At 70.8% G+C, this 22,594-nt stretch carries 19 protein-coding genes, 1 tRNA gene and 1 other RNA gene; 10 read left to right on the forward strand and 11 right to left on the reverse strand.

Features of this window, described 5'->3' with window-relative positions; translation table 11 throughout:
- Nucleotides 1-56 precede the first annotated feature (56 nt).
- From F6W97_RS08640 to F6W97_RS08650, 3 genes are all read left to right on the forward strand, one after another.
- Entirely contained in the window at nt 57-1,205 is a 1,149-nt protein-coding gene (locus F6W97_RS08640; RefSeq protein ID WP_155369688.1) for an SRPBCC domain-containing protein, read from the forward strand.
- Between the two features lie 86 nt (nt 1,206-1,291).
- Nucleotides 1,292-1,667: a transfer-messenger RNA gene (gene ssrA / locus F6W97_RS08645) on the forward strand.
- 170 nt (nt 1,668-1,837) lie between these two features.
- Entirely contained in the window at nt 1,838-2,098 is a 261-nt protein-coding gene (locus F6W97_RS08650; RefSeq protein ID WP_155369689.1) for a hypothetical protein, read from the forward strand.
- Between the two features lie 3 nt (nt 2,099-2,101).
- Here F6W97_RS08650 and F6W97_RS08655 read toward each other — a convergent pair whose 3' ends face one another.
- Nucleotides 2,102-2,689, reverse strand: a complete 588-nt coding sequence (locus tag F6W97_RS08655; RefSeq protein ID WP_155369690.1) for a nucleosidase — start codon at nt 2,687-2,689, stop codon at nt 2,102-2,104.
- Between the two features lie 150 nt (nt 2,690-2,839).
- Between F6W97_RS08655 and F6W97_RS08660 the strand changes: the two genes are divergently transcribed.
- Together F6W97_RS08660 and F6W97_RS08665 are read left to right on the forward strand one after the other, a co-directional pair.
- Nucleotides 2,840-3,460, forward strand: a complete 621-nt coding sequence (locus F6W97_RS08660; RefSeq protein WP_155369691.1) for a YqgE/AlgH family protein — start codon at nt 2,840-2,842, stop codon at nt 3,458-3,460.
- A gap of 164 nt (nt 3,461-3,624) precedes the next feature.
- Nucleotides 3,625-3,697: transfer RNA gene (locus F6W97_RS08665), tRNA-Ala, on the forward strand.
- 225 nt (nt 3,698-3,922) lie between these two features.
- Here the strand turns inward: F6W97_RS08665 and F6W97_RS08670 are convergent.
- From F6W97_RS08670 to F6W97_RS08690, 5 genes are all read right to left on the reverse strand, one after another.
- The gene (locus tag F6W97_RS08670) at nt 3,923-4,612 is read right to left on the reverse strand and encodes an HAD family hydrolase (protein WP_155369692.1); all 690 of its coding nucleotides are present in this window, start codon (nt 4,610-4,612) and stop codon (nt 3,923-3,925) included.
- Between the two features lie 79 nt (nt 4,613-4,691).
- A complete protein-coding gene (locus F6W97_RS08675) occupies nt 4,692-4,973 on the reverse strand; it encodes a hypothetical protein (protein WP_155369693.1) in 282 nt (93 codons plus the stop codon).
- Between the two features lie 16 nt (nt 4,974-4,989).
- Nucleotides 4,990-5,526 carry a hypothetical protein gene (locus F6W97_RS08680; protein WP_155369694.1) on the reverse strand — a complete coding sequence of 179 codons (537 nt, stop codon included), beginning with the start codon at nt 5,524-5,526 and terminating at the stop codon, nt 4,990-4,992.
- Nucleotides 5,527-5,774: 248 nt separating this feature from the next.
- Complete coding sequence (locus tag F6W97_RS08685; RefSeq protein ID WP_155369695.1) at nt 5,775-7,976, reverse strand: terpene synthase family protein; 2,202 nt, start codon at nt 7,974-7,976, stop codon at nt 5,775-5,777.
- A 146-nt stretch (nt 7,977-8,122) separates the two neighbouring features.
- Complete coding sequence (locus tag F6W97_RS08690) at nt 8,123-9,577, reverse strand: hypothetical protein (RefSeq protein WP_155369696.1); 1,455 nt, start codon at nt 9,575-9,577, stop codon at nt 8,123-8,125.
- Between the two features lie 154 nt (nt 9,578-9,731).
- On the opposite strand from F6W97_RS08690, the gene F6W97_RS08695 reads away from it, so the two are divergent.
- A complete protein-coding gene (locus F6W97_RS08695) occupies nt 9,732-10,460 on the forward strand; it encodes a tyrosine-protein phosphatase (RefSeq protein ID WP_155369697.1) in 729 nt (242 codons plus the stop codon).
- Nucleotides 10,461-10,573: 113 nt separating this feature from the next.
- Here the strand turns inward: F6W97_RS08695 and lysS are convergent, their stop codons facing one another.
- Together lysS and F6W97_RS08705 are read right to left on the reverse strand one after the other, a co-directional pair.
- Nucleotides 10,574-12,298 (reverse strand): lysine--tRNA ligase, encoded by a 1,725-nt coding sequence (gene lysS, locus F6W97_RS08700; protein WP_230686515.1) that lies wholly within the window; start codon nt 12,296-12,298, stop codon nt 10,574-10,576.
- A gap of 297 nt (nt 12,299-12,595) precedes the next feature.
- Nucleotides 12,596-13,291: a sensor histidine kinase gene (locus F6W97_RS08705; RefSeq protein ID WP_155369699.1), complete on the reverse strand. Its 696-nt coding sequence runs from the start codon at nt 13,289-13,291 to the stop codon at nt 12,596-12,598.
- Nucleotides 13,292-13,496: 205 nt separating this feature from the next.
- Here F6W97_RS08705 and F6W97_RS40010 point away from each other — a divergent pair, with 205 nt between their 5' ends.
- Nucleotides 13,497-14,294, forward strand: a complete 798-nt coding sequence (locus F6W97_RS40010) for an NUDIX domain-containing protein (RefSeq protein ID WP_230686516.1) — start codon at nt 13,497-13,499, stop codon at nt 14,292-14,294.
- Between the two features lie 120 nt (nt 14,295-14,414).
- On the opposite strand, the gene fdhD is transcribed toward F6W97_RS40010, so the two are convergent.
- Together fdhD and F6W97_RS08720 are read right to left on the reverse strand one after the other, a co-directional pair.
- Nucleotides 14,415-15,452 carry a formate dehydrogenase accessory sulfurtransferase FdhD gene (gene fdhD / locus F6W97_RS08715; RefSeq protein ID WP_155369700.1) on the reverse strand — a complete coding sequence of 346 codons (1,038 nt, stop codon included), beginning with the start codon at nt 15,450-15,452 and terminating at the stop codon, nt 14,415-14,417.
- On the reverse strand, nt 15,452-17,722 hold the full coding sequence (locus F6W97_RS08720) for an FdhF/YdeP family oxidoreductase (protein WP_155369701.1): 2,271 nt from the start codon (nt 17,720-17,722) through the stop codon (nt 15,452-15,454). The genes fdhD and F6W97_RS08720 overlap by 1 nt, the downstream gene beginning before the upstream one ends.
- Before the next feature lie 108 nt (nt 17,723-17,830).
- Between F6W97_RS08720 and F6W97_RS08725 the strand changes: the two genes are divergently transcribed.
- The 3 genes from F6W97_RS08725 (at nt 17,831) to F6W97_RS08735 (ending at nt 21,041) form a co-directional block, all read left to right on the forward strand.
- Nucleotides 17,831-18,121 carry a hypothetical protein gene (locus tag F6W97_RS08725; protein WP_155369702.1) on the forward strand — a complete coding sequence of 97 codons (291 nt, stop codon included), beginning with the start codon at nt 17,831-17,833 and terminating at the stop codon, nt 18,119-18,121.
- 205 nt (nt 18,122-18,326) lie between these two features.
- Entirely contained in the window at nt 18,327-20,051 is a 1,725-nt protein-coding gene (gene ctaD, locus F6W97_RS08730; RefSeq protein WP_155369703.1) for an aa3-type cytochrome oxidase subunit I, read from the forward strand.
- A 165-nt stretch (nt 20,052-20,216) separates the two neighbouring features.
- On the forward strand, nt 20,217-21,041 hold the full coding sequence (locus F6W97_RS08735; RefSeq protein ID WP_155369704.1) for a DNA-formamidopyrimidine glycosylase family protein: 825 nt from the start codon (nt 20,217-20,219) through the stop codon (nt 21,039-21,041).
- Nucleotides 21,042-21,068: 27 nt separating this feature from the next.
- On the opposite strand, the gene F6W97_RS08740 is transcribed toward F6W97_RS08735, so the two are convergent.
- Nucleotides 21,069-22,430, reverse strand: coding sequence for an MFS transporter (locus F6W97_RS08740; RefSeq protein ID WP_407924561.1), 1,362 nt, complete (start codon nt 22,428-22,430; stop codon nt 21,069-21,071).
- Nucleotides 22,431-22,594: the final 164 nt, after the last annotated feature.

The following is a 22,594-nucleotide window of genomic DNA, read 5'->3' on the forward strand; positions in this document are numbered from 1 at the left end:
GACCTTGGTCGATTCCGGGGATGCCGTGAGCCGCCGGGCGACCCTATAGTCGGTCCGTGACCGAGCTGCGACTCGATGTCGATCTCCTCCACCCCCGGGCGCGAGTCTGGCGGGCGCTGACCGAGCAGCGACTGTTGCGCGAGTGGTTCGTGCCCACCGACCTCACGGCGACCGCGGGGGAGACCTTCCGCGCGTTCCCGCCGCCGGGCCTGGCCGGGCTGGAGACACCGTTCGATCTGGACGTGACGGCGGTGTCGGTGCAGGAGCGGCTGGCCATGCACTGGCGCGACGACCACACGCACACCGAGGTGACCTGGTCGCTGGCGGACAACGGGGCCGGCTGCCGGCTGACTGTGCTGCAGACGGGGTTCTTCGGCGTCGACGGCACCCGGCGGCGGCGCGAGCTGCGGCGGTCGTACCAGTTCATGTTCGGCGACCAGCTGCCCGCGGCCCTGGACCGGCTCGCCTCCGGCGAGGTCGACCTGGGCGGTGTGCAGGCCGACCTGCACACCGCGATCCCGCGGCGGCGGGAGACGGTCGCGCTCGACCTGGCGCCGCCCGCGCCGCCCGCGGGCGCTTCGAAGCGGCTGCGGCTGCTCTCGCTGGCCGGTGCTGTGGTGCTGATCGTGCTGATCAGCACCGCGGTGGCCGTGATGATCGGGGGCGACGGCGGCGGCACGCCCGGCCGGGACACCGAGCCGGTGTACGGGCTGGGTTCGGGTGTGCAGTCGGGGGTGCTCCCGACGGATCCCGCGGCGGCCGCCTCCGGCACACCCCTGCCGGGCGTGCCGGGCGCGACGGCGCAGCCGGGCGCGTCCGGGTCACCGGGCAGCTCCCCGCTGGCGGAGGCGACTGCCACGACGCCGGCGGGCACGCCGCTGACCGCCGGCTACCGCACGATCGCGCTGCTGGGCCTCGGCGGCTTCGACACCGAGGTGACGGTGCGCAACCCCGGCACGAGCCCGCGGGAGAACTGGACCGTGGTGCTGACCATGCCGGCCGACCGGGCGGTGGAGAACCGGTCCACCTCGGCGGTGAACTTCACCCAGGACGGCACGAAGGTCACGGTGACCCCGGTCGGCGCGGCACGCACCGTGTCCGCGAACGGATCGGTGACGTTCATCATCCGCTTCCCGGCACTGCTGGCCCTCGGCCAGGCGGTGACCGCCTGCACCGTGGACGGGATCGCCTGCACGGGGAGTTGACCGATACCGGAATGACTTTGGCCGTGCCGGGCGTTATTGTTGACGAACGCGGTGATCGTCACCGTGCGTGCGCTCGCGCATGACCAGGGGGTGACAGGTTTCGACATCGTACGTTGCGGCAGGAGAAGCGAGCCGAGGAAGCCGACGTCGTCTCGATAATCGTCGTCGGAAAACTATAAGCGCCAAGACTAACGTCAAGCGCGACTTCGCTCTCGCCGCCTGAGGCGAGTAGCAAGTCTGTCGGTCCGGGAGTGCCTATGGCCCGTGTACCGGCATCAGTTAGTAGGCTGGCCGATTCAGTCCCGTCGCGGGGCTGCTGAGGCGAGATCAATCGCGACTGGGCCCGTCACACCGTCTTGCTCATGTGATCGGTGGGGCCGAGTAGAGGCATAGTGAGCTGCGCTCGGAGAAGCCCTGTCAAACCGGCGATGGACCCGGGTTCGATTCCCGGCACCTCCACCAGACAGTGAACGGCCCCGGTCCTCCAGGACCGGGGCCGTTCGCCACATATGCCCTGGTAGCTGCACTGATGACCGGCTGAACGGCCGTTCAAACCTGGGCAAAGGTATGGACTTCGGGCCCCACCCGCGTGACCATCGAACGCAGGGACGTTTCGCGGTCCGGGGGTGTGTATGGCCACCGATTCACTGGACGAGCTGTCGAACGCGGTGCTCGGCCCCTCCGGCCGGCTCGGCGAGGTGATCGCCGATGCGCCGCGGCTGACCCACAGCGTGCACGCGCTGGAATCGGACCGCCGCGCGCTGCTCGCTGAGGTGACCTCCGCTGACCGGCACTCCGAGGAACAGCTCTCGCAGCGACTCACCGCCTACCGCCAGCGCACGGCCGACGTGCTGTACCAGGCGTACGGCGTCGACCTCGGCGGGGAGACCTGAGCCTCAGCGGACGCCGGCGGCCCGCTGCCAGTCGGTGAGCCAAGCCGCCAGGATGCGCGCGCACGCGTCGACCGACTCCGCCCAGCTGATGACCGCTCCGCCGTCCGCCTCGTCGCTGACCTGCTTGATCATGCGCACCGGCACGCCGTACGCGGCCGCCGCCGCGGCGACGGCGTAGCCCTCCATGTCGACCAGGTCCGCCTGCTCGGCCAGCGCCGCGCGCAGCACCGGGTCGGAGACGAACACGTCACCGGTGGCCAGCACCGGCCCGGCGCCCGCCAGCTCCAGCGGGCCGCCGAAGGTGCGTCCGGTCAGCGCGCGGATCGTGACGGTGTCGAAGTCGTGCTGCACCACCCGGCTGATCTCGTGGATGCCGGACAGGCCGGCCCGCAGCGCCCCGGCGGTGCCCAGGTTCACGATCTCGCTGGGAAGCACGCCCGCGGCCAGCACGCGGGACACCGCGAGCGTCGCGCAGACCTTGCCCACCCCGGTCAGCAGCACCGGAAACGGCGTGTCCAGATGCGCGGCCTCCTCGGGCAGCGCGACGACGATCAGCGGCCGGTCGGGGGTCACGGTGCCGGTAAGAGTCACCCGCGAATTCTAGGCGGCGTGTCGAACAGCTCTCATGTAGCCCGGCGGCCGCAGGTCAACGCGGTCCTTGTCACCGAGACGGGGAAGTTTGCCGCACAAGCCGTGCCGAGACCCTGACCGTGCCGCCCTCGGACGGATAGGGTGCCATTCATGGCGTCGGGAGAGCCGCACACCACGCGGCACGACAATGCGGGGAAGGGCACGGGGCGGCACGCAGTGGAGTCACTGACCGGGCACCTTCTGGTGGCCATGCCCTCGCTCCGGGACCCCAACTTCGAACGTACGGTCGTCTTCGTCCTGGCCCACGAGGCCGACGGGGCGCTCGGGGTGGTGCTGAACCGGCCCACCGAAGCGCTGGTGGGCGACATCCTGCCGGGCTGGGAACCGCTGCTGCGCGAGCCTGGCGTGCTCTTCGAGGGCGGCCCGGTCGGCACGGACTCGGCGATCTGCGTGGCCCGTGCCCGCGCGGGCGTGGCCGGGTTCGTCGGCTTCAGCCGGGTGATGGGGCAGATCGGCACGGTGGACCTCAGCCGTGACCCGGCCCGGGTCGGCCAGCGGCTGGAGTGCGTGCGCGTCTACCACGGCTATGCCGGGTGGGGCGCCGGGCAGCTGGAGCAGGAGATCGAGGAGAACGCCTGGCTGGTGTTCGAGGCCCTGCCCAGCGATCCGTTCCGCACCCAGCCCGAAGAGCTGTGGTCGCTGGTGCTGCGCCGCCAGGGCGGCCTGACCGCCGCGGTGGCCAACTTCCCGTCCGACGTGGCCCTCAACTGACCTGCGGCAGTTTCGGCCGATCATGAACTTGGGTTCATGATCGGCCGGTGCGTGGCCTGGGTCGACTCGCGGGGATACCCGTTTTTGCGCCGGGGGTGGGGCCGTGTAATATTTCGCAGGTGCCCGGGCGGCGGAAACGTCAAACGGGGACTTACCAGGAACAAGGGGCCGTGGCGCAGCTGGTAGCGCACCACACTGGCAGTGTGGGGGTCAGGGGTTCGAGTCCCCTCGGCTCCACCGAAGAAACGCCCAGGTCAAGTGACCTGGGCGTTTCGCTTTGTCCGGACCGTGGACTCCGTCATGCCACATCTCTGCGCCTCGGCTGCCGGATGGGCGGACGACGCGGGCAAACGAGCAGTGGCGGACTTCCACCGTGGCCGCACGCTCCGGCGCATCTGAATCCCGACGTGGCTGCGCATGGGAGCTTCGCAGTGGCGCTCCAGGGCGTTGCCGGAGCAGTTGTCAAATCTTGTGGGTGGGCAGTGCCTGATGGAGGGTTGGCTGCCGTTCGGTGATGAGGTTCGGCAGCTGGCGCATGTCGTGGAAGACGACGGTGTCGGGGCCTTCGAGGCGTTCGGCCGGGGTGAGTCCGCCGGCGTAGCCGAAGGTTCGCATACCGGCGGCGCGGGCGGCGTGGACGCCGGGTTGGCTGTCCTCGACGACAACGCAGGCTTCGGGATCGACGCCCATCTGCTGGGCGGCGTGCAGGAACAGGTCGGGTGCGGGCTTGCCGCGGGAGACTTCGGTGGCACTGTAGATGCGGCCTGCGAAGCGTTCGTAGAGCCCGGTGCGGCCCAGGGTGTGCCGCATCTTGTCGTGGGAGCCGTTGGAGGCGACGCATGTCGGCAGAGTGAGCGCATCGAGTGCTTCCGGCAAGCCGTCGACCGGGGCAAGCTCGGCGTCCACGGCCTCCCGGTGGAGCTGGTCGAACCTCTCCGACCAGATCGCGGCCGTGTCCAGGCCGAGCTGGGCGGCGATCTGCTCGTGGATGGCGGCGGGTGAGCGCCCCATGAACCGCTCCACGACCTCGTCCTCTGTCAGCGGCCACCCAAGCTCGGCTCCGAGGCCGACCTGGACACGAGCGGCGATGCGCTCGATGTCGACCAGTACCCCGTCGCAGTCGAATATGACGAGTTCAATGGGCTTGATCATTCCCGCAGCATAGGCCCCTTGTCCGTGCCCGCGTCGAAACCGCGATCGAAGGCGAGCACGCCGAACCCGAGAGCGGCCGTCAACTGAGCCCGGGCTGTCCGTTCTCGACTGATGTCGTGTGCCGCACCGCGTCTGCGGTTTCACGGCTCCCGGTCAGCGCCAGGATGCGGTCGGCGTGGCGCTGCGCGCCGCGCTCCGACAGCGACGCCAGCCACCACAGGAACACCGACGCGGTACGCGGCTCGGCCGGCACCCCGACCGCTACGAGCAGCTCTCGCTTCGCGGTGCGGCCGGGCTGCTTCGCTACGACGCGGTGGACGAGCACCGGGGCCGTGGCGGCGGTTCGGGCTGCGGCCGCCACGGCCCCGGTGCGGGTGTCAGTGCGAGATGACCAGGTTCACCCGGGAGACGATGCTCTTCACCGCGCCGCGTCCGGCGAGGCAGTTGATCAGGTCGACCCCGGAGCCGACGAACACCTGGTTGACGTTGCTGCCGAGGAACAGGCCGGCGGTGACGGTGCCGTTGAACGTCACCACCAGGTTCGTGCCGGACAGCGAGGCGGTGCGCACGGCGCTGACCGTGGTGGTCTGGCCGGTGTTCCAGGTGATCGTGAAGTTCACGTTCAGCGTGCCGAGCACCATGGTGCAGTCGTCCAGCATGGTGATCGTCTTGGTCTCGAACCCGGAGACCAGGTTGGGCCAGCGCGGGGCCCGGCAGGGCTTGTAGTTCGTGGTGCGCGACACCACGGTGGGCTGGTTCACCAGCGTCAGCGGCGGGCTGAACGTGATGGTGTTGGTGCTGCTGGGCGAGGTGCACTGGACGTCGAGCACCGCTGCGTTCGCCGGTGCGGCGGCGATCAGGGCGCCGCCGAGCACCAGCATTGCGGTGAGCGCGACACGGACGAGTCGGACCACCAGGGGCCTCCGATCTAGGGGACGGGTGCGGCCGCCGATAGTCACGCTTCGACGACCACCGATACACTAAGCGTGGCCGTAGATCGATAGACTGTCAGATATCGATATGAGGCGACGGCTTGAAACAATCTATTAACGTCGATACATTGAGTGCTTCGGGCGCAGCTCGCAAGCTCGCCGGTGGGGCCGAGCGCACGGTGGCGCCGCACCCGGATTGATCCGGGTGCGGCGCCACAGGTGTGGCTGAGCTACCGCGCCGAGAGCAGCTCCAGCACGCGTACCGCCGAGGTGCCCAGGCCCGACGGCAGCGGCAGCAGGGCCGGCGCGGCGGGTCCGGCCAGGCCGGGGCTGCGCGCCGACAGGCTGGCGGGGGAGTAGCGCACGCACTCCTCGTGCCAGCGCAGGATGCCCGACATCCAGTCCTTGAGCTGCTCGGCGTACGCCGTCAGCCGCCGCCGCACGTCCTCGTCCAGCCCGAGCTGGTCGCACATGGCGGGCAGCTCGACCGACACGATGTGCTCGAACTGCCGCATGCGCTCGGCCATCAGCCGCGCGACCAGGTCACGGGCGGCGAACCGGTCGCAGCCGAGGAAGCGTTCCAGCACGAACACCAGGTTGTGGATCTCGTCCTCGTACTCGATCTCCTTCTGGTAGGAGAACAGGTCGTTGGTGAAGCACGAGTAGTCCTGTGCCGCGTGCTCCAGCTGCTGGATCACCCGGTGCTCGTAGATCTCGTCGGGCACCTGGCCGGCGTGGGCCAGCCGGCACAGGCTCATGGTCATGTCGGAGCCGAAGGTGGCCCGGCGCATCTCCACGTAGTCCACCGGGTCGGGCACCCGGTTCTGGATCTGGTTGGCCAGCTCCCACACCCACGACGCGGTCATGTCCTCCACCGCCTTGCGGAAGCGGGCCCGCGAGGCCGGTGCCATCGGCCCCGCGGTACGCCGCCACAGGTCCGCCAGGCCGCGTTCGAGGGGGTTCGCCGGTGGCGGGACGGGCTCGTCGTCCAGCGGCATGAACAGCGACAGCCGGGCGTTGGCCGCCTTCGCGCCGAGGAAGTCCCGGCTGCGGCCGAACTGCACCGGGAACAGGTCGTCGCCGTAGGTGCCCCAGGTGAGCCAGTTCGACGAGACCTCCAGCTGCTCGGGGGTCGCGTCGGCGTGGATCATCGCGGCGCAGTGCGGGAAGTCGAACCCGGCCAGCGCCTGCTCCGTCCACAGCCCGTGCACGCCGGTGCCCGGCACCGGGTCGAGCATGCCCATCTCCCGGCCCCAGGCCACGGTCTGCCGCCGAGCCTGCGTCAGGTGCGGGCTGGTGCGCGGCCGGTACGGCATGTGCAGCGCCGGGATCGGCAGGTGGCCCGGCTGCCGCCCGTGCGGCAGGTGCGCGTACTGCCCGAACAGCGTCGGCAGGCCCGGGGCCAGCACCGCGGCCGGACCCTCCGCGCGCGGGGTGATCTTCGTGTACCGGCTGGACCGGGCGTGCCACTCGTGCCCGCCCGACTGCCAGTCCTGCAGCCCCTTCGCGTACAGGGCCACCGCCAGCTGCTCCGGCGGGGTGACCGCGTGCTCGGCGTACAGCACCGGCAGCTCGGCCAGCGCGGTGTGCTCGAACTGGTGCAGGCGCGAGGTGAGCAGCTCGCCGACCAGGTCCCCGGCCCGCTGGGTGGGCACGTCGAGGAACTTCTCCAGCACCAGCACCGCGTTGGAGTTCTCGCCCTCCTCGGCGACCTCCCGCTGGTACGAGAACAGGTCGTTGCGCAGGTGCACCGCGTCGGCGAAGGTGTCCCGCAGCACCTGCAGCGGGCGCAGCCCGGCCAGCCGGTCGGGCACCTCGGCCCCGCAGGCGTACTCGACGAGGTTCGCCGACCAGGGCGCGCCGCCGACCCGCCGCCGCATCTCGATGTACTCGATCGGGTTGGCGATGCGGTGCCGGTTGATGTTGTCCAGCTCCCACATCGACTCGACCATGAGGTTGTGCGTGCTGGCCACGAAGCGGCGACGCCACCCGTCGGACATGTGCGGGATGGTGCGCGCCCACAGGTCCGCGAGTCCCGCCTCGGCCGGGTTGCGCGGCTCCGGCGGCGTCTGACCGGGCTCGGTCATGAACAGTTCCAGCCGGTCCAGGTAATCCTGCGCCCCGGCGAGGTCGCGGTCGTACTTGAACGACTCGAGGAAGTGGTCGTCGAAGAAGAAGACCCAGACGTACCAGTCGGTGACCAGGTCCAGCGCGGTTTCGTCGCAGTCGGGATGGGTGTACGCGCACATCAGCGCGTAGTCGTGTTTGTTCAGTTTCTCCAGGTCCCACACCGGTTCGCCGGACGGGCCGGGGGCGTCGAGCATGCCCATCTGCTCGGCCCAGGCGTTCGAGTGGTCCCGGGCGTGCTGCTCGTGCGGGTTCAGCCGCGCCGGGTGGGGCAGGTAGAAGTCGGGCAGGACAAACGCTTGCATCACCGTCTCCTGACGTATTCCTGGCGATGACGTGCAGGTGCTTGCCGCGGCTGCCACGACTCTATAGGGATACGTCCGGTTTGAGTAGATGGTGAAAAAGGCCCGCCCCGGCCGTAGGATCCAGGCTCGGCCGGGGCGGGGCGGGCTCACTGCGTGGGGCACCCGCTGGGCTTGCCGTTGTACTCCTTCGTGTACACCCTGACCAGCATGCGCCGGTTCTTGTACTCGGTGATCGTCCACAGGTGACCGTCCCCGGCCGAGCTCACCCAGTACGAGATCGCCTCGGCGTTCTCCACGTACACGCCGGGGGTCGGGCAGTCGCCGTCGCCGTCGTGCTCGTACCAGAGCTGGCTGCCCTCGCTGCCCGGCAGCGTGCGGGCGACGAAGTACTCGGGCCGGCCCGACGTGGCGTTGGGCCACTCGACGACGCCCTGCATGCCCTGGAAGTTGGTCGCGGCCAGCCTGGTCGCGGTCACCGGAGCCGTCGATCCGCTGGTCATGCGGTCGATCATCGTGTCGGTGGGCCAGTTGACGATCCGGGCGTCGACGGGCGCGTCGGTCATCTCCGAGCTGGTCCGGTACTCCGAGGTGACCAGGGTGTTGTCCGACCACTGCAGCGACAGCGAGGAGAAGCACAGGTTGGCGTAGATCGTCGCCGGGGTGCGCAGGCAGTTGCCGGTGGGCGTGCTGCGGAAGCTGCCGACCTGGAACATGACGTACCGGTAGCCGCCGGCGCACAGCCGGGTCACGCCGTCGCTGCCGGTGACCTGGCCGACGTCGTTCACGCCGGGGGCCGCCCCGTTCGCCCCGCACGCGTTGTCGGCCGGTACCCGGTAGGTCTTGCGGGTGTCGAAGACCAGGATGCCCGAGCCGGTAAGCGACACGAACAGGTAGGGGCCGTACCAGGTCACGCCGCCGCCGTGCACGTTGCAGACCGGGGTGTAGGTCAGCCCGGACGCGTTAGGCGCACCGGGGACGGCCAGCATCACGTGCCGGTACTCGCTGTGCGTCCCGTCGGTGTACGGCCGCTTGAGGAACGTCGCCCGCAGTCCCACCGAGGCCTCCGGATCATCGGCGACGCCCGGGCAGCGGGCCCGGTTGCCGGTGGCCGCCGCCTGCCGCCACAGGGCCACCACCTGGTCGTCGCCCGGCGTGTACCCGGCCCGCTGGGCCGCGTCCTGCGAGCTGGTGACCGCCTGCGGCAGCCACGCGTCGGAGGTCTCGTCCGAGCCCGCGAAACACCACGCGGCCAGCGTGTACGCCGCGTCCGCGGCGGTGATCACGCTCTTGGCCTGCGCGCAGTTGGCGTGGGACTTGTAGTACATCTGCTGGTTGGTGTCGCCGTAGACCTGGCTGAGGCCGGGGCCGCCGGTCGCGGTGAGGGCGCCGTTCGCGTAAGCCGTGTCCACGGCGGCGAGCCGGTCGGCCGCGATCGGCGACCAGGCGAGCTGCTGCAATCCGGTGACGCTCTTGGAGTCGATGTGCGGTGTGACGTTGTCCCAGCTCACTGCCTGTGCGGTGCCGCTGGTCAACCCGGCGGCGGCCAGGGCGAGCGCGAGCACCAGGGCGGTGCTGCGACTCCTGGCGATGGTGCGGTGCATGCGGTTTCCTCCCCATGAGGACCGGTCGCGAGGGTGGTGCGGCCGATGTCGAATAAGGACGCCGACGCTAACATTCGCCCCCTGCCGTCGTATTGGCGCAGTCCCGGCCGATACGGGCAACGGCACGTCGCAGACTTAAGTAGGCTGAGCTGCCGTGAGTAGACACATCGCGTTCGCGCGTCTGCACAACTTTCGGGACCTGGGCGGATACCGCGGCTTCGCGGGCCGGACCGTGCGCTGGGGCCGGCTCTACCGGTCCGACGCACTGTCCAAGATGGACGACGCCGACTGGGCGCGCTTCCTCGAACTGGGCGTCAAGACCGTGATCGACCTGCGGTACCCGTTCGAGATCGACCGTCGCGGGCGGGTGCGCGAGCACGACGGGCTGGCGTACCACAACCTCAGCGTGGAGCACCGGCCCTACCGGCAGGCGGAGCTGGGTCCGGAGGTCGAGACCGGGCCGTTCCTCGCGGGCAAGTACGTCGAGGTCGCGCAGGACGGGGTGGTGGAACTGCGGCAGGCGCTGGACGTGATCGCCGCCGACGAGAACGCGCCCGTGGTGTTCCACTGCGCCTCGGGCAAGGACCGCACCCGGTTGCTGGCCGCGCTGGTGCTGACCCTGCTCGACGTGCCCGACGAGGTGATCGTCGAAGACTTCGCGCTGACCGAGCTGGCCACGGCGGGCCTGGTTGCGGACATCACCGCCCTGATGGGCGTCGCGCCGACCTGGCCCGGCTACGGCCGCGCGCCCGCCGACGTGATGATCCTGTTCCTGGCCTGGGCGCGGGAGAACCACGAGTCGCTGCGCGGCTACGCCGAGCAGCGACTCGGTATCGACGACGAGTACATCGCCCGCCTACGCGCCAACCTCCTGGAGCCCTGACCCGCCTAACGCCAAGATCGCGACGATCTTGCGCGAACTGTTGATGATATGCCCGTAAAGGGCGTGTCATCCCCACAGTCGGCGCAAGATCGTCGCGATCTTGGTGGTGGTGGTCAGGGGGTGAGGAGGGTGCGGACCTGGGCGGGGCCTACGGCCAGGAGGAGGGTGGGTAGGCGTGGGCCGGTGTCGCGGCCCACCAGGAGGTGGTAGAGGAGGGCGAAGAACTCGCGCTGGGCGACCTTGAGCTCGGGGGTGGGCTTGACGTCCATGGGCAGGCCCAGGCGGGTCTTGGGGACGCCGTAGAGGAGGGTGGTCAGGCCATCCAGGGACCAGTGGTCGTCCAGGCCGGCCAGGAGCAGGCGGAGGGACTCGCGCTGGTCGTCGTCGAGCTTGCCGAGCAGCGTGGCGTCGGGCTCGGACAGCACACGGGTGCGCTGCTCGGCCGGCACCTGGGTGGTGATCCAGTGCTGGGCGCGGTCCAGGCGCGGGCGGGTCTCGTCGAGTGAGGCCACCGGGTCGGCGGGGTCCAGGTCGCGCAGGATGCGCAGGGTCTGCTCCGGGTCGCCGGTGGTGATGTCCACGATCGAGGCCAGCGTGCGGTACGGCAGCGGGTGCGGGGTGACCGGCAGCAGGCCGGCTGCGGTGCCGACGGCCCGGCTGTGCGCGGCGGTGTCGGCCGCGTTCGCGGTGCCCTCGGCGACCTTGCGGCCCAGGGTGTCCCACTCGTCGTAGAGGCGCTGGATCTCCTGGTCGAAGGCGATCTTGAATGCCTGGTTCGGGCGGCGGCGGGCGTAGAGCCAGCGCAGCAGCGGCGGCTCCATGATCTGCAGGGCGTCGGCCGGGGTCGGCACGCCGCCCTTCGAGCTGCTCATCTTCGCCATGCCGGAGATGCCGACGAAGGCGTACATCGGGCCGATCGGCTGCTGCCCGCCGAACACCTCGCCGACGATCTGCCCGCCGACCTGGAACGACGAGCCGGGGGAGGAGTGGTCCACGCCGGACGGCTCGAAGACCACGCCCTCGTACGCCCAGCGCATCGGCCAGTCGACCTTCCACACCAGCTTGCCGCGGTGGTGCTCGGACAGCAGCACCGTCTCGGTGTGCCCGCACTGGCAGGTGTAGGTCAGCTCGGTCGACTCGTCGTCATAGGCCACTACGGTGGTCAGGTCGCGCTCGCAGACCGCGCAGTACGGCTTGTACGGGAAGTAGCCCGTCGCGCCCGTGCCGTCGTCCTCGGCGGCCGCGCCGGAGCCCTCAGCGGCCTCCTGCGCCGCGGCGGCCTCGTCCTCGTCCAGCTTGCCCTGCTGCGGCGCGCCCGAGCCGGTGCGGCCCTTGGTGCGGTAACGGTCCAGCACCGCGTCGATCTTGCCGCGCTCGCGCATGGCCAGCAGGATCTGCTCCTGGTACGCCCCCGAGGTGTACATCTGCGTCTGGCTGATGCCGCGGTACTCCACGCCCAGCTGCGCCAGCGACTCGGTCATCGAGGCCTTGAAGTGCTCGGCCCAGTTCGGATACGCGCTGCCCGGCGGGGCCGGCACCGAGGTCAGCGGCTTGCCGATGTGCTCGGCCCAGGACTCGTCCACGCCCGCCGGCACCTTGCGGTAGCGGTCGTAGTCGTCCCAGCTGATCAGGTGCACGACCTCGTGCCCGCGGCGGCGGATCTCGTCGGCGACCAGGTGCGGGGTCATCACCTCACGCAGGTTGCCCAGGTGGATCGGGCCGGACGGGCTCAGCCCGGACGCGCAGACGATCGGTTTGCCCGGAGCGCGACGCTCTGCCTCGGCGATGACCTCGTCAGCGAAGCGGGAGACCCAGTCGGCCTCCGGGGTTGCGGCCACGATCGGCACGTCCTTCCATGAGAAGCGGGATGCTCCCATTCTCCCGGATCGGTCGAGCACGTTTCGCGACGCCCCTACCCACCGTGACCCGCCGCCACCCCGCGCCCCCGTCCCCGCGCCCGCGGCCGGCCACCAAGATCGCCGGACTTGCCCGGCACCTGTGCGTATCTTGACCACGCATTCGCCCACCTGCCAGGCAAGTCGGCGGATCTTGACGCGCCGCGCCACGCGCCACGCGTGGCGGGCGGCGGATCAGTTCACGGGGGCGTGGGCGGGCAGGACGACCCGGGCGGCGGATCAGTTCACGAGGGCGTGGGCGGGCAGGACGACCGAGGCGGCGATGCCGCGGTCGCCGGAGGGCTCCAGCTCGACGCGCATCTCGTGGCGCTGGGCGAGGCGGCTGACCACCTCGATACCCATCTGGCGGCACATCGCGGCGGTCACCGGGCTCGGGTGGGCCAGCCGGTGGTTCAGCTCGCGCAGGCGCTCCGTGCCGATGCCAATGCCCCGGTCCTCGATCAGCAGCACCGCGCGGTCGGCCACCCGGCGCGCCTCGACCAGCACCGTGCTGTCCGGCGGGGAGAACGCGGCCGCGTTGTCGAACAGCTCCGCCAGCAGGTGCACCAGGTCGTTCACGGCCGGCGCGACCACGATCAGGCCGTCGTCGATCACGCCGAACTCGATCCGGCGGTAGTCCTCGACCTCGGAGCGGGCTCCGTGCAGCACGTCGACGAGGGCGACCGGCTCCCGCCGGATCCGGGCGGACTCGCCGCCGGCCAGCACCAGCAGGCTCTCGTCGTTGCGGCGCATCCTGATGGCGAGGAAGTCGAGCTCGAAGACGTCCTTCATGCGGTCGGAGTCCGGATCCACCTGCTCCATCCGGTCCAGGCAGCTGATCAGGCGGTCGACCATCGCCTGCGAGCGCCGGGAGAGGTGGAACAGCATGTTGATGGTCTCTTCCTCCCCCGCGGAGGGGTCGGCTGAGCTCACCATGATTTCCACCTCCTGTGACCCGGGGTTACGGCAATCACATATATCAGCACGGCGCGTGCTTGGCGAGACTCAATCACGTTTCTCACGGCTGTCGGCCCGCCGACAGATTGCTCCTCGGAAGGGAGCCGGAATCGGCTTTCCGGTCGACAAGGGCGTCGCGGGCGGCGACGCTGGAGTCATGGTTGCCGTGCCCGACCGTCATCGTGTGCGCGCCGTGCTCCTCGACGGCGACGACATGATCCTGTTCGAACGGACCCGGCCCGGCGTGCCGCAGCGCTACTGGGCTACGCCCGGCGGCGGCGTGGACCGCGGCGACGCGAACCTGCTGGCCGCGCTCCACCGGGAACTCGACGAGGAACTGCGGGCGGTGGTGACCCCGCCGGTGCCGCTGACCTTCGTCGACACGCAGCGCGAGGACGGCCGCTGGCAGCGCCAGCACCTGTTCGCATGCCGGCTCGTCTCGATGGACGTCGCGGGCCGCCACGGCCACGAGTTCACCGACCCGGCCAAGGGCACCTACGACGTGGTGCGGGTGCCGTTCACGGCGGAGGCGGTCGGGGAGCTGAACATGCAGCCCGAGGGGGTGGCGGCCTACCTGATCACGGCGATCGACCAGGTGTGGGAGGCCGCGCAGGAAGGCCGGGCGAACTACAGCGTGTCCTTCGCGTCCGGGACTCCGGCCGGCTCCCTGCGCCAGGCGCTGCACGAGGCCTACGGGCTGGACCCCGCGGACATCTTCGCCGGCACCGCCGAGGACCTGATGGGCGCCGCCGACGTACGCGCCACCGTGTGGATCAACCCCGACGCCGGCGACCCGTCCTTCGGCTGCGAACTGAGCGCCGGCGACTCCCTGGCCCGCGCCACCGGCGTCAGCGAACTCGAACTGGCCACCCGCCTGTGCCGCCTCACCGGCACCACCGCCCTGGTCTCCGACACCCCCCAGCACACCTGGCTCATCACCCCCGACGGCGACTACCACCGCACCCACGCCCTCCGCCCGTAGGCGAAGGAGGGGCACCTTCCAAACCAATTACGTAGAGGAAGGGCACCTTCTTAACGCTTCTGGTCGGCGAGCAGCGGGGGTGCGGCTGAAAGTCGGGCGGGCGGCAGGCGGCGGGCAGGGTCAGCTGGTGATGCGCTGCGGGCCTGCGTACACATTCATGGTCTGGCCCCGCAGGAAGCCGACCAGGGTCATGCCCGCCTCGGCGGCCAGGTCGACGGCGAGGGTGCTCGGCGCGGACACCGCCGCCAGCATGCTGATGCCGGCCATCCAGGCCTTCTGGGTCAGTTCGAAACTGGCCCGGCCGGACACCAGCAGCACGTGCCCGGCCAGCGGCAGCCGTCCGGCCTGCAATTGAGCGCCGATGACCTTGTCGACCGCGTTGTGCCGGCCGACGTCCTCGCGTACCGCGACCAGCTCGCCCGTGGCGGTGAACAGGCCTGCCGCATGCAGCCCGCCGGTGCGCTCGAAGGTGCGCTGCGCGGCCCGCAGCCGGTCCGGGAGCAGGGCCAGGGTGCGGGCGTCGACGGTCACCGGGTCGGCGGCCACGTCGTGCGGGGAGCGGGTGCGGATCGCGTCGATGCTGGCCTTGCCGCATACCCCGCACGAGGAGGTGGTGTAGAAGTTGCGCTCCGTCCCGGCGGCCGGCGGCGGCACGTGGTCGGCGAGCACCACGTCGACGACGTTGTAGGTGTTCGCCGGAGACGCGGTCTCCTCGTCCTCGGCCGCAACGGGCTTACCGAGCATGCGCGCTCCCGCCGCCCGCAGGCCGGCCGCGACCGTCTGCCCCGCCGCACCTCCTGCCCCGCCGATGTCGAGAAGGCGCCCTTCCTCTACGTGTTCCGATGTGCGGAGCTGATCGTCGTCTCGCTGACGCGAGCCGACGATGCCCTTCCTTTCGCTCTGACCGGCGCAGAGCTGGGCGGTGAGGATGTCCGCGGCGCGGGCGATCACGCCTTCGGTGAGCAGGAAGCCCAGGGCCAGGTCCAGCTCGTCGCCGGGGGTCCGCATGGTGACGGCCAGCGGCGGGCGGGGGCCGCGGCGGTGCCCGACGCGGATCTCCAGGGGCTCTTCGGCGGCCAGGGTGTCCTGACGGCGCACGGTGGACGGCCCGCCGAGGTCGATGCGGGTCACCTGCCTGCGGTCGCTGGCCCGGCCCATCAGACGGGCTGCAGCCGCACGATGACCTGCTTCGAGGTCGGCGTGTTCGACCCGGTCGCGGTGGAGTCCAGCGGCACCAGCACGTTCGCCTCGGGGAAGTAGGCGGCGGCGCAGCCGCGCACGGTCGGGTATCCGATGACGCGGAACGCCGGCGCGCGCCGCTCGCCGTCGGCCCACTCGGAGATCAGGTCGACCGTCGACCCGTCGGCGATGCCGAGCTCGGCCAGGTCGTCGGGGTTGACGAAGACCACCCGGCGGCCCGCCTTGACGCCGCGGTAACGGTCGTCGAGGCCGTAGATGGTGGTGTTGTACTGGTCGTGGCTGCGCAGGGTCTGCAGCAGCAGGCGGCCCGGCGGCACGGTCAGCACCTCCAGCGGGCTGACGGTGAACCGTGCCCTGCCGTCCGGGGTGGGGAAGCTGCGGCTGTCGCGGGGCGGGTGCGGCAGGGTGAACCCGGCCTTGGTGCGCGCCCTCGCCTCGAAGTCGTCGAAGCCGGGCACGGTCTGCTCGATCAGCGCCCGGATCGCGCGGTAGTCCTGCGCGTACGACTCCCACGGCACCGTCGAGTCCGGCAGCACGGCGCGGGCCAGCCCGCACACGATGGCGACCTCGGAACGCAGCATGGGCGAGGCCGGGTCGAGACGGCCCTGCGAGGCGTGCACGTTCGACATGGAGTCCTCGACGGTGACGAACTGGTCCCCGGCGGCCTGGGTGTCGCGTTCGGTGCGGCCCAGGCAGGGCAGGATCAGCACCGTCTGCTCGTCGGCCGTGACCACGTGCGAGCGGTTGAGCTTGGTGGACACGTGCGCGGTGAGTGTGCACCGGCGCAGCGCGGCCTCGGTGACGTCGGTGTCGGGGCTGGCCGCGGCGAAGTTGCCGCCGACCGCGACGAACACCTTCGCGTGGCCGTCGCGCATGGCCCGGATCGCCTCGACGGTGTCGTGCCCGCGCCGGGTGGGCATGGTCAGGCCGAGCCGGTCGCCGAGCCGGCCGAGCCAGGTCGGCGGCTCGTGCCAGATGCCCATGGTGCGGTCGCCCTGCACGTTGGAGTGCCCGCGCACCGGGCACAGGCCCGCGCCAGGCTTGCCGATCATGCCGCGCAGCAGCTGCACGTTGACGACTTCGGAGATCGTCGCGACCGCGTCGCGCCCCTGGGTGAGGCCCATGGCCCAGCAGACCACGGTCGCCTCGGACGCGGCGAACAACCGCGCCGCGGCCTCGATCTCCTCGGCGCTCAGGCCGGTCGCGCGGGCCACCAGCTCGGCGTCCACCTCGCGCACCGCGGCGGCATAACCCTCGAACCCCGAGGTGTACGCCGTGACGAACGCCTCATCGACCGCGCCCCACTGCACCAGCAGCGCCCCGATGGCCTGGAACAGGGCCAGGTCGCCGCCGACCCGGACCGGCAGGTGCAGGTCGGCCAGCGCGGTGCCGGCGCCGACGAGGCCGCCGACCTTCTGCGGGTTCTTGAAGCGCATCAGCCCGGCCTCGGGCAGCGGATTGATCGAGATGATCTTCGCGCCGCGCTGCTTGGCCTTCTCCAGCGCGGTGAGCATGCGCGGGTGGTTGGTGCCCGGGTTCTGGCCGACCACCACGATCAGCTTCGCGTCGTGGATGTCGTCCAGGGTGACCGAGCCCTTGCCCATGCCGATGGTCGCGCCCAGCGCCACGCCCGACGACTCGTGGCACATGTTGCTGCAGTCGGGCAGGTTGTTGGTCCCGTACGCCCGCGCGAACAGCTGATACAGGAACGCGGCCTCGTTCGAGGTGCGCCCGGAGGTGTAGAACAACGCCTGGTCCGGCTCGATCGCCTTGAGGTGCTCGGCGGCCAGCGCGAACGCCTGCTCCCAGCCGAGCGGCCGGAAGTGCGTCGCGCCCGGGTGCTTGACCATCGGGGTGGTCAGCCGGCCCTGCTGGCCCAGCCAGTAGTCACTGCGCCCGGCCAGTTCCTCGACGGAGTGCGTGGCGAAGAACTCAGGCGTGATCCGGCGCAGGGTGGCCTCCTCGGCCACCGCCTTGGCCCCGTTCTCGCAGAACTCGGCGTGCGGGCGGTGCTCGGGCGAGGGCTCCGGCCAGGCGCAGCCGGGGCAGTCGAAGCCGCCGGCCTGATTGACCTTGAGCAGGGTGAGCGCGGTACGGCGTACGCCCATCTGGTTCACCGCGGCGGCCAGACCGTGCCCCACCCCCGGCAGACCCGCCGCGGCGGCCTTGGGGCCGCGCACAGTGAGATTCCGGTCACCGACATCGTCGCGTGGGGGCTTCTTCGCCATACCTCAAACGATCTCACGTCCGTGGTGCGTCGCCGAGCCTGGTGGAGGTCTAACCTGAGTCGTTCGCCGGTACCCCGACCGGCGACATCCCTGCTGGGGAGGATGATCATGAAGGAATGGATCGCCGGCCTGCTGGCCGTGCTGGGCACCCTGCTCGTCCTGGCCGGAGCCACGGTCACCGTGGTCAAGACGCTCACCCCCGACCCGGCCGGCACCCCGGCCGGCACGGACCCCCTGGGCGGGACCGCCACCACCAACGGCAACAGGTTCTCGCGCTGGCTGCACCGCATCAACGCCGCCGACCGGCTCATCGCCTGGGGCGTGATCCTGCTGGCCCTGGGCGCCATCGCGGCCGGCGCCATCCAGTTCACCCTGGGCGCGTCGGCCGGAACCCGCTGACCTCTACACCGTCCTATCCGAATGGCCCGGCGTCGCGACGGCGGGCCATTCGGATAGATGGCCCGGCGCGGCCTGGGCACCCCGTGCTCCGGGGCCGCCTGCGAAGGATTATTCTGCCTCCGAGGTACGCCTCGAATGATCAATCCGGGTGGCGGCGCGAGAGTGGGGCGCCGCGAGCAGCCGGGCCAGCTACAGGAGGCCAGACGTGACCACCGTCGCACCGCAGCCGATCGCGACCCGGCCCTACCCCGTGCGCAAGCAGGTCAAGGGTTCCGCGATCGCGCGCCTGCTGCGCACCACGGATGCGAAGCAGATCGGGATCATGTACATGGTCACCGCCTTCGTGTTCTTCCTGATCGGCGGCCTGATGGCGCTGTTCATGCGCGCCGAGCTGGCCCAGCCGGGTATGCAGTACCTGTCCCCGGAGCAGTACAACCAGCTGTTCACCATGCACGGCACGATCATGCTGCTGTTCTTCGCGACGCCGATCGTGTTCGCGTTCGCCAACTTCGTGGTGCCGCTGCAGATCGGCGCGCCGGACGTGTCGTTCCCGCGGCTGAACTCCTTCGCGTACTGGCTCTACCTGTTCGGCGCGAGCCTGGCGACCGCCGGGTTCATCACGCCGGGTGGCGCCGCCGACTTCGGCTGGTTCGCGTACGCGCCGCTGAACGACGCGATCAACTCGCCCGGCATCGGCGCTGACATGTGGATCGCCGGCCTGGTGCTGTCGGGTCTGGGCACCATCCTCGGCGCGGTCAACATGATCACGACGATCCTGACCCTGCGCGCGCCCGGCATGACGATGTTCCGCATGTCGATCATGACGTGGAACATCCTGGTCACCAGCCTGCTCGTGATCATGGTCTTCCCGCTGCTGGCCGCCGCGCTGCTGGCGCTGCTGGCCGACCGCCGCCTCGGCGCGCACGTGTTCGACCCCGCCACCGGCGGCCCCATGCTGTGGCAGCACCTCTTCTGGTTCTTCGGCCACCCCGAGGTGTACATCGTCGCGCTGCCGTTCTTCGGCATCATCTCCGAGGTCATCCCGGTCTTCAGCCGCAAGCCGATCTTCGGTTACACCGGTCTGGTCGCCGCGACCCTGCTGATCGCCGCCCTGTCGATGAGCGTGTGGGCGCACCACATGTTCGCCACCGGCCAGGTGCTGCTGCCGTTCTTCTCGTTCCTGAGCTTCCTGATCGCCGTGCCCACCGGTATGAAGTTCTTCAACTGGATCGGCACCATGTGGCGAGGGCAGATAACGTTCGAGACGCCGATGCTGTTCGCGATCGGCTTCCTCGCGATCTTCCTCTTCGGCGGCCTGTCGGGCGTGCTGCTGGCCAGCCCGCCGATCGACTTCCACGTGTCGGACTCGTACTTCGTCGTCGCGCACTTCCACTACGTGCTCTTCGGCACCATCGTGTTCGCGGTGTACTCCGGCATCTACTTCTGGTTCCCGAAGATGTTCGGCCGGATGCTCGACGAGAAGCTGGGCAAGGTCCACTTCTGGCTCACCGTGATCGGCTTCAACTGGACCTTCCTGGTGCAGCACTGGCTGGGCGCCGAGGGCATGCCCCGCCGGTACGCCGACTACCTGCCGAGCGACGGCTTCACCTTCCTGAACGCGTTCTCCACCGTCGGCGCGTTCATCCTGGGCGCCTCCACGCTGCCGTTCCTCTACAACGTGTGGAAGTCGTACCGCACCGGCCCGCTGGTGACCGTCGACGACCCGTGGGGCCACGGCAACTCCCTGGAGTGGGCGACCAGCTGCCCGCCGCCGCTGCGCAACTTCGACCGGATGCCCCGCATCCGCTCGGAGCGCCCCGCCTTCGACGCCAAGTTCCCCCACCTGGCCGTCTCCACCGGCACCAAGGCCCCGGTCATCGAGGCCCCCAGCTACTCCCACGGCCGCCACGGCGGCGACCACGAGGTCTAGCCCTAACCCGCCCGTAAAGGGCCCGGTCCGCTCACGGCGGCCGGGCCCTTTTTCGCGTTGATCATGAACTTATGGCAAGGGTCGACGGCGTGTCGTGCGCCTAACCTCATGATCACCGTGGCGGCGCGGGGCGGGGTAGGGCGGGCGGTGGGGCAGGATGGAGCCATGCCGGAAGGGGACACCGTCTGGAACACCGCCAAGGTGCTGCGGGACGGGCTGGAGGGGGCTGTGCTGACCGGATCGGACTTCCGGGTGCCGCAACTCGCCACCGTCGACCTGGCGGGCTACCGGGTGGCCGAGTCGCTGAGCCGGGGCAAGCACCTGCTGCTGCGGCTGATGTCACCGCAGGACCGTGCGCTCACCCTGCACTCGCACCTGCGCATGGACGGAGCCTGGCGGGTGTACGCCCCCGGCGAGCGCTGGACCGGCCGCCCCGCGCACCTGATCAGGGTCGTGCTGCGCACCGCGAAGTCCGTGGCCGTCGGCTACCACCTGCACGACCTCAAGCTCGTGCCGACCGCCCGGGAGCCGGAACTGGTCGGCCACCTCGGCCCGGACCTGCTGGGGCCGGACTGGGACCCCGACGAGGCGGTACGCCGCCTGTCGGCCGACCCCGCGCGCCCGGCCGCCGAGGCGCTGCTCGACCAGCGCAATCTCGCCGGGATCGGCAACCTCTACAAGTGCGAGCTGCTGTTCCTGCGCGGTGTTTGGCCGTGGACGCCGGTCGGCGACGTGCCGGACCTGCCCGGCCTGGTGACCGTGGGGCAGCGGCTGCTGGCGGCCAACCGGGGCCGCTGGACCCAGTCGACCACCGGCTCACTGCACCGCGGCGAGACCAGTTACGTGTACGGCCGCCGCGCCCAGCCCTGCCGCCGCTGCAACGGCCCGATCGCCAAGGACGGCGAAGGCGAGCGCATCACCTACTGGTGCCCCCGCTGCCAGCCAGAACCAGCCGGAGATGTCGGGAAGGGCGCCTTCCACAACGCATAGCGGTGTGAAGGCGCCCTTCCTTCGTGCTCAGCGGTGGGTGGCAGGGGTGCGGGTGGCGGCGTCGTCGGCGGCGGGGAGCGTCGAGCCCGCCCCGGAGATGGCGGCGTCGGCGATGAGCGTGCCCTCCCAGGCCGCCTGCTCCGTGGCCGGTGCCTGCTCCGGGGCCGGTGCCGGCTGCGCGGCCTCGGCGGTGCGCTCGCCGGCCCCCGCCAGCCGCCAGAAGGGGAGCGCGATCAGGACCAGCAGCACGCCGGCCGCGCCGGTGGCGGCGAACGCCCAGGCGGGGCCGTACGCGTCGATGATCGTCCCGGCGAACGGAGCGCCTGCCGCCACGCCGACGGTCAGGGCCGTGCCGTGCAGGCCCATCGCCTCGCCACGGGCCGCGGAGGGCACCCACTGGCTCATCGTGTCGATGGTGGCCGACAGCGACGGCGCGCACAGCACCCCGGCCGGGATCAGCGCCAGCAGCAGCCACCACCAGCCGCCGCCGACCAGGGCGACCGGGATGGTCAGCGCGCTCATGACGCCGGCCAGCAGCAGCGGCGAGATGCTGCGGTGCAGCGCGCCGTAGACGAAGCCGCCGATCAGGGAGTACCCGCACCACACGGCGATGACCAGGCCGATCCAGCTCTCCTGGCCGCTGCCTTTGAGCGTGGCGATCAGCGTCAGGTCGGTCGCGGTGAGCACGAAGGTCAGCACCGCGGTGATCGACAGCAGCGCGAACAGGCGCGGGCGCAACCACTGCCGGCGCGGCACCGCGGCCTGCGGGTTCTCCTGCTCGGCGACCGAGCGGGTCGGCGGGTTGAGGGCGATCAGGGCCAGGCCGGCGCCGACCACGCCGATGCCGACGGCGTACATGGTGGGGCGGCTGCCGAAGGCGGTCACCGCGGCGACGGCCGCCGCCGGGGCGAGCATGTAGGACAGCTCGACCGCCATGGAGTCCAGGGCGAACCCGGGGCGGCGCTGGTCGGCCGGGATGAGCGCGGCGATGCACTGCCGGACCAGGCTGAACACGGGCAGGCTGAGCACGCCCGCGACCAGCGCGCCGACCAGCAGCGTGTGGTAGTCGAGCCGGGGGGCGATGCTCCAGAACAGCGCCTGGGCGACGGTGGTGACGATCAGCACCGGCCGCAGGCCGTGCCGGTCGATCAGGCGTCCGGCGAGCGGGGAGCCGATGGCGGTGCCGAGGGTGGAGGCGGTGCCGACGAGCCCGGCCTGGGCGTAGCCGAGCTGCATGGTGTTGACGACGTGCAGCGTCAGCACGATGCCGGCGGCGATGACCGGGATACGAGCCACCAGCCCCACCAGCATCAGCGCGCGTACGCCGGGGAGTCCGAGGATCTTGCGGTAAGGCTCGATGGTCATTGCGGTCTTTACCTCCGCGCCCATCCTGCCCGAGCCCCCCGACGCCGCGTCAGTGATTAACGGCGGCCCATGGGGTTATCTCCGTCACCGCCCGGAGCAGGTGGGAGGGGCGTCGAGGGCAAAAAGCGGGCGGCCCCCCCGACCCCCCAGGGTGCCGCCGGCCCCCCCCCCCGGCGGGGTAAGGCCAA

The organism is Catellatospora vulcania (assembly GCF_009720385.1).
Classification (GTDB): domain Bacteria; phylum Actinomycetota; class Actinomycetes; order Mycobacteriales; family Micromonosporaceae; genus Catellatospora; species Catellatospora vulcania.

What these genes read in the sequence shown, in the direction of transcription:
- F6W97_RS08740 (WP_407924561.1), bottom strand. Translation starts at nt 22,430, where the DNA reads ATGGGCGCGGAGGTAAAGACCGCAATGACCATCGAGCCTTACCGCAAG.
- F6W97_RS08735 (WP_155369704.1), top strand. Translation starts at nt 20,217, where the DNA reads ATGCCGGAAGGGGACACCGTCTGGAACACCGCCAAGGTGCTGCGGGAC.
- F6W97_RS08670 (WP_155369692.1), bottom strand. Translation starts at nt 4,612, where the DNA reads ATGATCAAGCCCATTGAACTCGTCATATTCGACTGCGACGGGGTACTG.
- F6W97_RS08660 (WP_155369691.1), top strand. Translation starts at nt 2,840, where the DNA reads ATGGCGTCGGGAGAGCCGCACACCACGCGGCACGACAATGCGGGGAAG.
- F6W97_RS08720 (WP_155369701.1), bottom strand. Translation starts at nt 17,722, where the DNA reads ATGGCGAAGAAGCCCCCACGCGACGATGTCGGTGACCGGAATCTCACT.
- F6W97_RS08650 (WP_155369689.1), top strand. Translation starts at nt 1,838, where the DNA reads ATGGCCACCGATTCACTGGACGAGCTGTCGAACGCGGTGCTCGGCCCC.
- F6W97_RS08685 (WP_155369695.1), bottom strand. Translation starts at nt 7,976, where the DNA reads ATGCAAGCGTTTGTCCTGCCCGACTTCTACCTGCCCCACCCGGCGCGG.
- F6W97_RS08705 (WP_155369699.1), bottom strand. Translation starts at nt 13,291, where the DNA reads ATGGTGAGCTCAGCCGACCCCTCCGCGGGGGAGGAAGAGACCATCAAC.
- fdhD (WP_155369700.1), bottom strand. Translation starts at nt 15,452, where the DNA reads ATGGGCCGGGCCAGCGACCGCAGGCAGGTGACCCGCATCGACCTCGGC.
- F6W97_RS08690 (WP_155369696.1), bottom strand. Translation starts at nt 9,577, where the DNA reads ATGCACCGCACCATCGCCAGGAGTCGCAGCACCGCCCTGGTGCTCGCG.
- F6W97_RS08725 (WP_155369702.1), top strand. Translation starts at nt 17,831, where the DNA reads ATGAAGGAATGGATCGCCGGCCTGCTGGCCGTGCTGGGCACCCTGCTC.